The following is a 13,745-nucleotide window of genomic DNA, read 5'->3' as shown; positions in this document are numbered from 1 at the left end:
TGGGTGCCACTTTTTTAACTTAGCCATGCCCCAAAACCTCGCACGTTTCAGCTAAGCCTGAGAATTTACCGTGAGAAGATTAAATTTAAAACCTTTATAAACAATAGATTAAATCGGAAGGTAAGCAGAAGGTATCTTTTCTTTGCGAAGAATAAAGTCATCATCAGAAAAGCGCTTAGCGCAGATGACATTAGGTTCACGGAGAATGATAACAATGACAAGCTCACCTAAACTGACTCGCTCACAACATCCATTATCACTTGTGGGTGAAGACAATGGCTTACAGTGTACTGCGCAGCAAGGCTTGGTCGAGCCCGCATTGCCGTTAACCTTCTTCGAGCATGCCTCGATTGAAACGATTCAACAGTTTATTCAGCATCTGACCGAGCCGGTGATTATCGTCAATGCCCAAGGTTACATTTACTTTAGCAATAGCAAAGGTGCTGACTTACTGACATGCCCGCAGGCCAGTTTGAAGGGACAAGATTGGCGCAACTTTTTGACCGAGCACCATCAAGCTCGCTACGACAATCTGCTGAGCAATGATATTAAATTAGGCAAAAACTGCGGCATTCCAGTGCAGCACTGCGCCGAAGAAATCACCCTCATTACCGCCTCAGGCAAAGCAAAAGATGTCGAACTCTCCATTTCCTACATCCCCAGCCATGAACCTCTGTTCGTGATGATGATGCACGATTTAACGCAGCACAAAGCGGAGAATCAAAAGCTACGTAAATTGGCCGCCACGGATTCACTGACTGGGCTGGCGAACCGCCGATACTTCGACGAAATGCTGCATCACTATTGGGAAGAATGCACGGGTAAGCTGCGCCCTATCAGCGTGGTGATTATCGATGTGGATTATTTCAAAGTGTTCAACGACCAATTCGGCCATATCCAAGGCGACGAATGTCTACGTAAGATTGCCAAAGTGATTGCTGACATAGTGCCAATAGACATTGGTCTGGCAGCGCGTTACGGCGGCGAAGAATTCGCGCTAATACTACCAAGCCACAATGCCAAAATGGCACTGACGATTGCCCAAAAAGTGCAGCAAGGGATTAATGACCTGCGCTTTACTGAGCAAGGGCTGCGCGACTATGTCTCTGTGAGCGCGAGCCAAGGGATTGCGAGTGAAATCAATGGCCAATTCCGTACCTCACTCGCCATGCTGTGCGCCGCCGATACCGCATTGTATCGCGCTAAAGCCGATGGCCGTGACAGGATCAATACGTCGCTTTAATCCCCATTAATTAGCGACTGATTTACCCAAAACATAGTTACCCGCGACTTAGTTACCCGCGATGGATTAACCACGGGATGAATTACCCCAGTTGCGCTTTAGCGCACTGAGGTAAAACACGCAAAGCACACGAAAGGACGCACGAATATGAATAAGCTTGAGGCATCAAGAAATATACGGGCAGTGATTGAAAAAAGCTTACCCGTGAGCACGTCACCCCTTGCCATATTTACTTACCAGTGTTGGGTTAAAACCAGCGCGGGTGGGCGTGTGTTCCATTATAAAACCGATCGAGAAGATACCTATTTCGCGGTGGACATTAATTCACTGGGGCATATTGAATGCGTGATTAATACCACCTTGCTGCGGGTTGAGGCAATTTCAACCTTAGGTGGACTCAATGACGGCCAGTGGCACTTATTGTCTATCTGCCATGAATACCATGAAATCAATTGTTATGTGGATGGTGAAATTACCCATACACAACTCAATAACCTGTCACTGGTTGCTGACAATGAGTTTTTAATTGAAAACGTGTCATTACCCAATCACCGCGACACTCATTTCGATGGTGAAATATTTGGCATCACTTTACTTAATCGATTATTAACCCGAACCGAAATCGTCGACTATTATCGTAATCCGGCGCAACAAAAATCGATTACCGAAAATAACCTTTACATTTACCAGCATCAAGATGTATATAATTTTCGTGATGAAAACGTTATCCCACTTCAAAGACAAAAAGTGCTGCTGGTCATATTTAATGATACTGAATATCAATTCATAAAAACCACCGCGGATAGCAACGCCTATAATCAACAACTGCCTAAGATTATTCCGCCCCACGAACGCCGGGCCTATATTATTGAGTGTGACTATAACACTTGGCCTAATTTTAATTATGTCGTTAATTACGCGGCGAGCAATCAAGCGGATATCACCCTCAATATCGAAGTATTTAAATCGCTGACGGCCTATCGTTCGAATATTAAAGTGACCGTCGCGAATGAACTCGAACGGGATTGTTTGATTATGCAATCGACCGAAGAAGAATTAAGTGCAGAAGTGCGGATCAGTGAAAACTTAGTGATCACTCAAGCCAAAAACTTTGTTAATTTCATCAATGAAGTTCGCGCACACATTCCTGCCGACAATATTATTACCGCTGGCCATTATTATAGTGAACAGCAATTCTCAGTCAGCACGGGTAAGCAAATGATTGCCTACCAACAAGCTTGCCAGTTGTTCAACCGCAGGTTACAAAAAAAACCACTGGCGATCATCAAATGCACTTCCACTGAAGAAGTCAAAATCGCCTATAAAGCAGCCATCGATTATAACTTGCCGATCAGTGTGCGCTCGGGTGGAAATGATCACGAAGGTGAAAGCACTGAAACCAATACCATAGTGTTGGATCTGCTGAAAATGGATAGCCTCACTTTAGATCCCATCACAGGTATTGCGGCCATTGGCCCAGGCAATCGATTTATCAATCTCACCACTGCCCTTGCGAAAAAAGGCGTGATGATCCCCCATGGCACCAGTGGCAACGTTGCCTTAGCGGGATTTATTATGGGCGGCGGCTCAGGACCTTGGACCCGCAAATACGGCATGTGCTGCGAATCCCTATTACAGGCAGAAATTGTCCTCGGCATTGGTGAAACCCAAGTCGTCTCGGTTGCCAATAAACCAGAGTTACTCTGGGCGCTCAAGGGTGGCGGCGGATTAAGTTACGGCATAGTGACCCGCTTTTTTGTGCAAACCTTTCCACTACCGCCTTGCCTTATCAAGTTTGAATTAGAATGGAATTGCTACGATAAACAAACCCATGAACTTATTGAGCACACCCCAACTAAAGACATTTTACAGCGCTGGGAAGCCATCATAAATGCCGACAGCACTGGCTGTTTGATTGGCACTAATCTCAAGATTAATGCCAAACATTTACCCGTAGAACAACACAAAACACCACACATAGACACTGAGTCGATTAAGCATAACTGCTTGATGTATGGTTTTTGGGAGGGCAATTCCGCCAGCCTAAACCACTTTATCCAGACACAATTTAATGAATTTGGCCTAGTCCCCAATGATATTCGCATTGAGGGTATGGGCGGACTCACCAAAGCCTACGGTGAAAACCTTATGCCCAGTTGGGAAAGGGAATCTTTTCATCATCTGCAAGCTGACTTACAAGGCATAAACCGCTCACCTAATCCAACCGATGTGGATGAACCCGCGCCCCATAAAGTCACCTCGCGCTTAGTGAATCAAACGGGGCTCAGGGACGGTTATAAGCCACTGCTTGAAAGCTTAACCTCTCGCTATGTGCTTGAAGGTAATCGCCAATTGGGGCTATTTACCTATGTTACCCTTGGCGCTATAACTGGTGATTATTATCGCACTATGGGCGAAGAGCAAAAGAGTCGCAGCGCCTTCCCCTACAAGGACAGACAATACACGATTCAATATCAAACTTGGTGGAATAACGCCCTGCAAGAGAAACAACAATTGCAGGATAGCCAAGTGTTTACCCGCATCAATCGTGCACTCGATTGGATTGATGCCAGCCGAAACTATGACATCCCCAACACCTCGGGCGCTTTTATCAGTTTCAAAGATAAGGCCATCCCCACTGATGTGTACTTCGACCATAACTACGCCGCGTTAAAACGGATTAAGGCGGCCTACAGCCAAGATAGCTTTAACCATTTCCGCTCACGTAAAAGCATTATCTAAGTTAATACATCGGCATAGCCTAGGGTGAGTTTTTAAGGCAAAATCGACGCCGTCCACAGGACGGTGTCGCCCTTAAATTCTTCAGTTACAGGTTGCCTATGCCAAGCTCAGCTTTAGCTATCATTTTTGCCCTATTGGCGGCCATTCTTATGGGCACAATCGGTGTATTAGCGCGCTTTGCCGCCCTGCCCGCCGAACACATTACCTTCTACCGCTTACTGCTCGGTGCCCTATTTCTATTGGCTTATATGCTGCTTACAGGTAAAGGCCATCAAATTCGCCATAGACCCAGTAAACGTACCTTAGTGAATGGCATTATGCTCGCGGGTTTTATGGCGTTTTACATTGAAGCCATTCAGTACACCCAAATGGCCAATGTGATCATGATTATTTACTTAGCCCCTGTGGTGTCGGCTATTTTCGCCCATCATTTCTTTGCCGAGAAACTCACCCGCTTAAGCATGGCAAGCGTGGTCGTCGCACTAATGGGTTTTATGTTAATGATCCCAACAGGGCCGCAGCGAGCGAGCAATCACACTGAATTATTAGGCTATTTTTATGCCCTACTCGCTTTATTAACCTACTGCGGTTTTATGTTAATCAACCGAAAACCGAGTCTGAGTTCGCCCTACCAGAGCACTTTAGTGCAGCTTAGTGTCGGCGCTTTATGCCTACTGCCCTTAGTGATAAATGCACCGCTGACGCCAAGTTTGCCACAAATGGGTTGGTTAATTGCGATTGGATTCTTCCCCGGATTTTTAGCCATTTTGCTGGCGGTAAAAGCCCTACGCCAATTGCCTGCTGTCACTTTTGGCACCCTCGCCTATGTGGAACCTGTTATCGTAGTGACGCTAGCATGGTGGATATTTGGTGAAACCTTGAGTCCAATGCAATTAAGCGGTGTCGGCTTAATTCTTCTGGCCGGCATTAGCCAAGGCTTTATCAGTCAGCGCAAAGTATTGATTACGAGCGGCTAACCAACAACACTTTGCCAAGTAGCTGAAATAATGTGAAGAAAATAGTGTAAGCTCGATAGAGGATTGATTGAACATTGCACTTAAGACGTGCGACTAAGACTTAAGATCAGGAGGTCAAATTGAGAAAGCTACTGTTAGTCATCAGTATATTTTTGCTCAGCGGTTGCTTAGGCATGCCTAAACTTGTTCAACCCGTGAATGATTTTGAGCTGAATAAATACTTAGGTAAATGGTACGAGATTGCACGATTAGATCATTCATTCGAAAGAGGGTTAAGCCAAGTTAGCGCAGAATACAGCCTGAAAGAGGATGGTGGTGTTAGGGTCATTAACCGTGGATTTTCAGCGGCTAAAAACGAATGGAAAGAAGCCGAAGGAAAAGCCTATTTTGTGAATGGGGACTCAGAAGGCTATTTAAAAGTCTCCTTCTTTGGGCCATTTTATGGATCGTATGTGGTCTTCGAATTAGATCATGAAAACTATCAATACGCTTTTATATCGGGACCCGACACGGGTTATTTGTGGCTATTGGCTAAAACCCCGACTGTGCCACCCGAGGTGCTGCAAAAGTTTGTTGAAATGTCTAAAGCACGCGGCTTTGATACCGACAATTTGATTTATGTGCAGCAAGAGTCAGCGCCCTAACGAGTGCCGCCAATGCGCTAAAATCGAGTTGATCTGTAGCGCGATAATTGCCGCGATTTTTCACGATAATTCAATTTTCGACTATTTCACATTCAACCCATAATTAGGTCTAATTTGAAACGCTTTCCAATAGTTTAACTCCGTTGGATCTAGTTGTTACTCACTCGATGCTGTTATATTCGGTCTTGAGAGATGTCAGTGTACTCTTAACTGGTAAAGCAGACTGCGCCATGCGCTGTGTATGTGGGTTCGACTCCCTCCGCTATCGTCTCTCACTTGAAGTTAGTTACACGCCGATCAGTCGCATGATAATTGCCGTACTTTTTCAAATAAAGTGATCTTCCCAGAAAGTCAGTTTCACTGAGTGGCCAACTGAAAAATGTCACAAATTTCGTGATAGCTTATTCAGTCTCATTCGAGCATTCATTCTTTAATCTTGCAGATTACTCAAATCTATTGATAGGATGTAAGTAATTAATCATCAATGACTTTTACTTTTATGCTCTTATACCGATACAGGTCTTCAACTGAGTTATCCTTTAAAGAACTTCTCTATAATGAATTGTACTTTGCCTCTCAAGATGAGTTGAATGATCCATTTGATGGGGAGAGCTTTTACCATTTCCCTTCGGATAAAGAACTATGGATGAGGCTCTTAAATCAGGTAAATAATGACATAAAGGAGGTATCTTGGGGTGATTCAGAAATAAATGAGTACCATATCGAGATACTTGCAACAGCTTTATCTAGAAGAACTCCGATCACTTACGGAGAAATAATGGCTGGTAGATTAATTAGCATCTTTGGCGATGTGGTTTCTGAACCTGAAAATCAAGATACAATGCCAAAAAATGTGACTTTTTTTGCTGAGGAAGTTCAACGTTATTTATCTTATTCAAGTCCTAAACTAGGTTATTTTGTCTCATTCTCTTCTAAAAGTAATGACCATCTTATGTGGGGACATTATGGAGCACAGCACTTCGGTTATAGCCTTATATTCAGAACCATTGATGGAGCATTAAAGCAAGACCCTTCCAATTGTATAAACTCAGTAGGGATCACTGAAACGTACAGAATATCAGTGCCTAGCTCTATACCATTCTCAAAAGTTAATTATTCTGAAAATATTGACTTTCATAATGCATGCTGGCTACTTCCCCGAAAATTGGTAAGTAACCTAACATGCGTCGACTTGAATGAAATAAAAAATCATTGGGATAAGTCGGACAGTTTTTTATGTTCAAAGCATCGCAGTTGGGAATATGAGCAAGAATATCGTCTTATCCTTAATGGTGGATCACTTTCTTCTGAGCGTCTGTCTCCCTTACAACGACTATTACATTATGATTTTTCTCAATTAGTTGGAGTTGTTTTTGGTAGTAAAATGTCAGATAGTCATAAAATGAGAGTTAAGGAGATAATTAAATATAAGAAAGAGAGCTTTCTGCCACAAAATGGTTCGGGACATGTTTTTCCATTTGTATTTTTCCAAGCCAGAAGGTCTTTCAATAGAGAGATTGATGTGACTCCAGAAGAGATTTTTGACTGTAATTTTAAAATCCAACTTACTGCTGAAGATAGCAAGATATGGCTGAAACAATGGGAAGATGGTTATGCTCTGAGATTCGATGCTAATGGAGGATGCACACCAGTTAACGTCATATAAATTAATTAAGAAATCGTCTTTTATATTCGAATATTAAAAAGGTAGGTAACGAGTGCAGCTCGTACGGAGGATTAAGCTGCAAACATTACCTACCAATTCCCTCAACTCTTTAAAGTCCCATTTCAGCCAATAATGCGCTTCTTGTTGCTGTTAACTCTTCAGGCTCAACTTGCCCGTAAATCTTGTTTATACGGCTACCGTAATACCCATCACCAACACCACCTTGCATACTATTAATGGTCATTAGCTTTTGAAGGCCAATGCGTAGGTCTGTAGGAAGTTCAGCAGGTAATGCGGCCATCACTTCAGCTTGCTTAAGTTGCCACATGGTGCGACCTAGCTCAGTAATTCTGGTTTGATGTTCCTTTAAACCAAATTCACCCCAAGATTTGATTTTGGCTTCGACGTTCGTAATTAATTGAGCGCAATCGGCGTATGTCACTTCTGCTTGTAGGAAGGTCTGCTTGGCCGTATCGTAATCAGCGTCGCTAATCGCATTTCGCATTGCTGACTGTGCACTGTCCATACTGAGTCGATTAGCATTTAGACGGCTTGTTAATTCAGGCAAACGTGTATTACGTAGATCTGCTGCTTCCTGATTTTTTTGCTCAAAGTTCGCGATAGCTTGCTTGTAAGCGGTGATAGCATCTTGGATTGGCATCATTTGCTCCTAGAAATCAGTAAATTTATGGTTTTTGACGTTACAGCTCAGGCACTATGAGCAACTCAAACTTTCCTTTAAGTTCGTTCTCAACTGTTACGCCATTTTCATCAATAAACTGGCGTTCAAGGAGCTTGAGTGCTGTTTGTTCTAAGCTGGACGGTATTACAAGTAAATTGGGGTTAACCTTTAGCTTTTTGCCACCATCAGACTTGAATGCTTTCATTTTCTGATAGCTATCCCAAAGGGTTTGGTATGTCAGTTCTCGTTGGTTAGCAAAGGCAAGTTGCCAAAAGCCAAATCCAGCTTCACAACGAATATCTGCGCCAAATTGATATTCATTCTTTGTCCATGCAGCGGGATCTGTTGGATTGAACAAAGTATTTAACGCAAGGGCGCGGCGTTCTTGGTAAATCATGGGTTTTAATGGCTTAGTGGTATCCAGTAAAAACCACGTACCTCCAAAGTAATTTGCATCTGTTGCTACGTTGGCGACAGAGGTTACAGCACCAGTGCCATCATGCTTTTCATTAACCGGATGAGCTAAATCAAAAAAGTTTTGTCCGTCATAACATGCGGAGTTAAAGCCTGAGGTGAACAACTGGAACACCAATTCATCAGGAAACTCACGCGCATTTTGAGCGAACATTTCTACAATAGGTAAGAAGGTGCCAATGGTGTCATCCTCTACATCATCACGGCTTATACCGACGGTATTCTCGAAGGTACGGTTAGTGATGGTGTAGCCATGCTCTTTAATGGAATGAATGACACGTGCACCAATCCATTCACGCATAGTTGGCATGGCACCAAGCCATCCGTAGGTGTTAAAGCGACTATTGCTGGTCACAACAGTGGCCACCTTCATATATAAAGGCTCTGATTGCAGCAAACCTTGCTGAAACGCTGCATCTACTTTTGTTCGTAGTGCTTGCAAAATTGGGGCAGTAATAACGGCCATGCTCTTATCCTCCGATTGTCTTTATATGACGCTATTGGGTTCGATTAAGTTGGCGTATTTGCGCCACAATGTTGTCTATTTGCCGTCTGCTAAACCCATGCTCCTTTGCAAGTTCATCGGCGTTACGGCCATTAAAAGCTTGATAGATGCGAAGGTTGCGGATGAAACGCAATAGTGAGCTGCCACGAGGCAAATAGATGTCACGGCCACCAAGGTAAATTGAGATGTCAGTAATGAGTTTTTCAGCCAATAGCGGCTTATCGAGCTTTTCTTTTGCTAAGCGGTTATCAACAATGCTCACTAGTTCGGCTAAGTTTTTAGGCCATTTCCGCTTGAGTTGATTTAACTGCTGGGTGCTAAGAGAGTCGAGGTCGAGTTGTTCATCATTTAAGGGCATCACACATTCCAAGTAGGCGGTGTTTGTTAGCCCTTATTAGATGATATCGGGAAGGATTTCAGGATGAGAAATGTTTCAGGAAAATGTATAGCTCTGTTCTAAGTTATAAATAGGAATGTAGACCTCAACCTAAATTCGAGGTCTACATTCAATATTTAAATTACCTTATTGCATTCAATCCATTATATATAACGTCCAGAATGTCCGCTGCTAAGGTTCTGGTATTTTCAAGTGCATCTCCACCAATTTCATGCATTGGTGTATTCAGTGTATCTCTGATGGCACTTAACCTAGCTTCAAGTTGTACTGACATAAAACCCGCATCTCTTAATGCTTGCGTACATACTGATAGGTCTGCTTTCGTTACTCCCAGATCCCCTAGTTGTTTTTTATATCTATGTCGAATTTCTTCTTCGAAGAATGGCCGCAAACTAGTCAGGACATCATCATGTGTTTCTCTTTGAACAAATGCTTTAATCTTATCAAAGGCGATATCATGCTCCGTAGCCATCATCTTATCAATATCGATCTCATCAATTGAACAAGTATCAACACCATGTACTAACTTTAATGATTTAGCACAACGCCTAAATTTTTTAACTGCTTTAGCTGCCATTCCTTTGTAGTGCGTTGTAATAATTAACTGCTTAACAGTTCGCTGAAGCTCATCTAATTTATTTAGAATTAACGCTATTCTTTCATTGTCAAAGCTTGTCACAGGATCATCCATAACTAAAATAGCTTTAGCTTTTTCTTCTGGAGTTAGAGACATTACTTTAGCTAGGAAGATACATAATGCTAGTGCTCTACGGTCTGATTCGCTAAAAACGGTGTTAATTTTATCCGCAGGAATATCTTCACGTTTAAATTTTACCTTTAAGTCATAAATAATCTGTTGCCCTCTATTATTAGGGACTTTGATAATTTCAAAGTTATCAGAACCTAAGTGACGAAATAGACGGTTTATTTGATCAAAGTAAGTGTTTAAATAAGCACTTTGAGAATTATCTAGTTGCTCTTTCTGCGTCCTATATGCAATATCCAAGGTTGAAATCTGACCTTGTTTTTGTTGATAAGATACACACAGTGGTTCAAGGCGAACTCTTTTTAATAACTCTTGTGCTTGAGCTTGCTGCGTAGTGAGGTCTGCTAGCTGTGTGTTTAGCTGAACTATATCAAGTGAATTTTTATACTCATTGAATATTGCATTTATTTGTTCCGCAACAACCCAATATTCATAGATTGCTTGATTATAACCTGTCGCTATCGTATTCAGAGCCTCGAAGCTTAATGTGTCAGCCTGTTCGTACGGTGTGGCAAGTTTTCGTTCTAAACTAGGAAGCCATGATTCAGTCGCCGATCGGCTTTGCGTCATAACAGAATCAAACATCTCTAAAATAGCTTCATGCTTTTGCTGTAATGAAGAACTGAAAGTTGTTAATGCTGGATTGCCAGTTATCTGAGGCTCTATGTACATATCAAATATCTGACGGTTAGCTTGATGCTGTTGAATTAACTGCTCGCGTGTGTTTGGAATATAAAATGGCTGACGTAGAGTGTTAAGTTCCTCTCTTTTTTGAGAGTTAAATCTATCAAATTCAACATTAAACGCTTGTTGATAAGCTGTTATTAAGCCTCTAGCATTCTCATTTAACTCTTGCCCACAGAAAGGACAGTCATCTTTTACTTGTGTGAGCCCTTGAGCTGCCCACCCTTTGAATGTAATTGAGTTGTTGACATGGTTAACCATGTGGCTTTGCAACACATCTAGCGTTCCTTGATGCACATTTTGAAGGCTAGATATCAATATAGTATTGATTCTGTCTATTACAGTGGCAAATTGAACTTGAGTTCCTACTGCTGATAAAGTGTTTCGGCGTTTAATGTTGTCGATGTTTCGTATTAATGTACCAATCTGTTGTTTTGCTGTCTCAAAAGCGCCAATGTTTGCTTCAAGTTGTTCTGTCGTTTGAGTGGGTAATGCTGTCATAGCATATTGAGCCACATTACCGACCGCATGTGTGTTTAGCTGGCCTTCTATACTAGTTAAATTACGACGTTCGTCTCTCAAACTTACATTAACATCGGCAAGGGCTGCATATAGTGCAGTATTACTTTCTCCAAGTATGAAGCTCGTCATATTCTCTGAATTTGGCCGCTCTTGTTTTTGACCGGTAATAACATTACGGTGAATAAAACTATGATCAAACACATAAAGTTTTGAGCTATCGGGAGTTTTAACTTGCCACTGCGAGTTTTCAAATGTTGATACTACGTTTCCGGCATCAGTAGAAAATTGCAACTCAACTTTTTGCGGTTTTGTAGGGTCGTTGGGGATTGTTTTACGATTTAATATAAGTTCTGGTGCATCTACAGCTAAAGAGTGCAATACATCACATAGAGTACTTTTTCCATATCGATTCTCACCATAAATTACAGTTACCTCAGTTAACTCAATGCCACTTGCTCGCATTTGTGTGTAATTACCGATACCTTGAATCAGTTTTATTCTTTTTAACATTGACCACCTCCGTATTTGTCGTAATGTAAACTATCTCACCCAAGCAGGCTTTACAATGCGATAACATTACAAATGTGATAATGGTAGTGTTTGTTTTACATATTATTAAGCTAGCTTACCTCGAGTGACTAATGCCTTACAGGATGTTGATAGCTTCAACCGTGACAACATCAAGTCCAATAGCGTTTAAATCCCGTTTAAATCTTTCTTAAAGCGTTTAACTAAAAAAAAGTGCGCCATGATAAGCAGTCGAGGCTAAGACTACTTAAAATGGCGCTCAGGGCGTTTTTACTGTTGGGCGGTTTGGAGGGCGCGAACTTGGGTTAAGCCAACGGATAACAGCATTTGAATGCAGTTGAGTTGTCTAACGATGTGCTTAGGTGAGATAGCGTGTAAATCTTTGGTTTCATCAATGAGTGACGACAATAGCTCAAGCAGTTCAATCCCTGTTTCAATATCATCCGTCCCGCCACAGCCCATGAACAGTAGGTTTTGATGTTGGTTAATCGCATCGAGTAACGGTTGATTCATCGGTTAGCACTCCTTAATCAATTCTGCGGTAACAACGGGTTCCCCTAGCTCTTGGGCTAAGTTCATGGCTCTAGATACGAGGTTATTAACGATCTGCGGGTACACCATACTAAAGCCAGTCTCTTTAGTAGTGAGACGATTTTTAATTGCAGCGTAGCAATCCTCAGTCATGATCTTGCTTATTTGCCCGCCAGCCCGTTCAAACTTGTGAGTAATGTAAGCACCAATTTCACCGTCTAAATTTGGTACATGCTCAACCATACAACGGCGTATGAACTCCCTTAGCTGGTAGTTCTTGCGTTCGTTAAGCTTGATGGCTAACTCGGTTTGACCGATGAGCACAATGCCCAGCAGTTTGGAAAAGCCATCTTCTAATTCCCAAAAGCGTTTCAAATACTTTAAAACAGGAATACTGAGATCGTGGGCTTCTTCAATGATTAACACGTGACGCTGACCGCCTTTAGAAGCAACTCGAAGCAGATTTTCAACTTGACGGGCCTTGGCTTCCATTGAGCGTCTTGGCTTCTCTTCACTGATATCTTCGATAATGGCATCACAGAGCATGGCCGCCGTGGCGACAGTTTTATCAATAATGCGGGGCTGAATAACTGAAACATCACCATCTTGAGCTAGATCTTCTAGCAGCTGCTTACGCAGTACGCTTTTACCCGCACCAGAATCACCGACTAAGGCTAAGATCCCTTGGTGCCTTGCGGCATCACGCATCGCTGCGAGAAGGTAGCGGCTATCTTCACTTAAAAACACATCTTTAGCTTCACGAATGTCATTTAAGAATGGGTTTTTAAACAGTTTAAAGTGCTTTAAGCTGGCATGTGTTAGCATTACTGTCTCCAGATTTAACTCGTCTTCGTGTGGTTTTGTTTGGAGTATCGTCTGGTCAGGGTTGGCAGACTCTGACCAGACACCCTCTATTTCAATGTCTTTGCGTTGTAAAAAGTGGTGAACCTCATCCATAAATTGTGCTTGTTTCCTTTGGGGCAATACGCCGTGCTGCAAGGCTTTATGCACTATAGGGTATTGAAATGACATCTTCGTCGCAAGATCACTTATGGTATATCCCGCCTCATAAAGCCGCTGTTTGAGCACAAGCATCATCGCCTCCTAGGTCATTTATGAACTGCTCAACTTGCTTACTGTAGTGGTCAAGTAAAATTGGCCACGATTTTAGAGTCATTCCAATATAAACGTTCTGACTCATTTGGCGTTAACCCACCATTATATTGATGGGGTCTGGTCTCACTGTAATATCCAGTGATGTAATTTGTGATCTCTTTATCTGCTTCTGTAAAATTCCCATAACCACTGGCGGGGATCCACTCAGATTTCAAACTTCTAAAGAAACGCTCCATTGGTGCGTTATCCCAACAATTCCCGCGACGAC

Annotated in this window: 12 protein-coding genes; 5 read left to right on the top strand and 7 right to left on the bottom strand. The window is 42.4% G+C overall.

Going from position 1 to position 13,745, the window contains the following annotated elements; all coding sequences use genetic code 11:
• The first annotated feature begins 214 nt into the window (after positions 1 to 214).
• The 5 genes from L5L77_RS19560 (at position 215) to L5L77_RS19540 (ending at position 7,272) form a co-directional block, all read left to right on the top strand.
• Complete coding sequence (locus L5L77_RS19560; RefSeq protein ID WP_006085288.1) at positions 215 to 1,243, top strand: diguanylate cyclase; 1,029 nt, start codon at positions 215 to 217, stop codon at positions 1,241 to 1,243.
• A gap of 147 nt (positions 1,244 to 1,390) precedes the next feature.
• Positions 1,391 to 3,985, top strand: coding sequence for an FAD-binding protein (locus tag L5L77_RS19555; protein ID WP_263223353.1), 2,595 nt, complete (start codon positions 1,391 to 1,393; stop codon positions 3,983 to 3,985).
• A 98-nt stretch (positions 3,986 to 4,083) separates the two neighbouring features.
• A complete protein-coding gene (locus L5L77_RS19550) occupies positions 4,084 to 4,962 on the top strand; it encodes a DMT family transporter (protein WP_263184642.1) in 879 nt (292 codons plus the stop codon).
• A 119-nt stretch (positions 4,963 to 5,081) separates the two neighbouring features.
• The gene (locus L5L77_RS19545; RefSeq protein ID WP_106650068.1) at positions 5,082 to 5,606 is read left to right on the top strand and encodes a lipocalin family protein; all 525 of its coding nucleotides are present in this window, start codon (positions 5,082 to 5,084) and stop codon (positions 5,604 to 5,606) included.
• Between the two features lie 484 nt (positions 5,607 to 6,090).
• Complete coding sequence (locus L5L77_RS19540; RefSeq protein WP_263223352.1) at positions 6,091 to 7,272, top strand: DUF2971 domain-containing protein; 1,182 nt, start codon at positions 6,091 to 6,093, stop codon at positions 7,270 to 7,272.
• A gap of 109 nt (positions 7,273 to 7,381) precedes the next feature.
• Here the strand turns inward: L5L77_RS19540 and L5L77_RS19535 are convergent, their stop codons facing one another.
• From L5L77_RS19535 to L5L77_RS19505, 7 genes are all read right to left on the bottom strand, one after another.
• Entirely contained in the window at positions 7,382 to 7,933 is a 552-nt protein-coding gene (locus L5L77_RS19535; protein WP_263223351.1) for a hypothetical protein, read from the bottom strand.
• A 40-nt stretch (positions 7,934 to 7,973) separates the two neighbouring features.
• On the bottom strand, positions 7,974 to 8,894 hold the full coding sequence (locus tag L5L77_RS19530; RefSeq protein WP_263223350.1) for a Mu-like prophage major head subunit gpT family protein: 921 nt from the start codon (positions 8,892 to 8,894) through the stop codon (positions 7,974 to 7,976).
• Positions 8,895 to 8,925: 31 nt separating this feature from the next.
• Complete coding sequence (locus L5L77_RS19525; protein ID WP_173244334.1) at positions 8,926 to 9,291, bottom strand: Mor transcription activator family protein; 366 nt, start codon at positions 9,289 to 9,291, stop codon at positions 8,926 to 8,928.
• A 160-nt stretch (positions 9,292 to 9,451) separates the two neighbouring features.
• On the bottom strand, positions 9,452 to 11,812 hold the full coding sequence (locus L5L77_RS19520) for an AAA family ATPase (RefSeq protein ID WP_173244337.1): 2,361 nt from the start codon (positions 11,810 to 11,812) through the stop codon (positions 9,452 to 9,454).
• Between the two features lie 288 nt (positions 11,813 to 12,100).
• Complete coding sequence (locus tag L5L77_RS19515) at positions 12,101 to 12,343, bottom strand: hypothetical protein (protein WP_173244341.1); 243 nt, start codon at positions 12,341 to 12,343, stop codon at positions 12,101 to 12,103.
• Between the two features lie 3 nt (positions 12,344 to 12,346).
• Positions 12,347 to 13,456, bottom strand: a complete 1,110-nt coding sequence (locus L5L77_RS19510) for an ExeA family protein (protein WP_173248617.1) — start codon at positions 13,454 to 13,456, stop codon at positions 12,347 to 12,349.
• A gap of 50 nt (positions 13,457 to 13,506) precedes the next feature.
• The coding region (locus tag L5L77_RS19505; RefSeq protein ID WP_263223349.1) for an integrase core domain-containing protein at positions 13,507 to 13,745 on the bottom strand (239 nt) is incomplete at its 5' end.

This window comes from Shewanella sp. SM29 (assembly GCF_025654245.1).
Taxonomy (GTDB): domain Bacteria; phylum Pseudomonadota; class Gammaproteobacteria; order Enterobacterales; family Shewanellaceae; genus Shewanella; species Shewanella oncorhynchi.
Note: the sequence above shows the minus strand (reverse complement) of the source record. Positions and strands in the feature narration are given on the sequence as shown.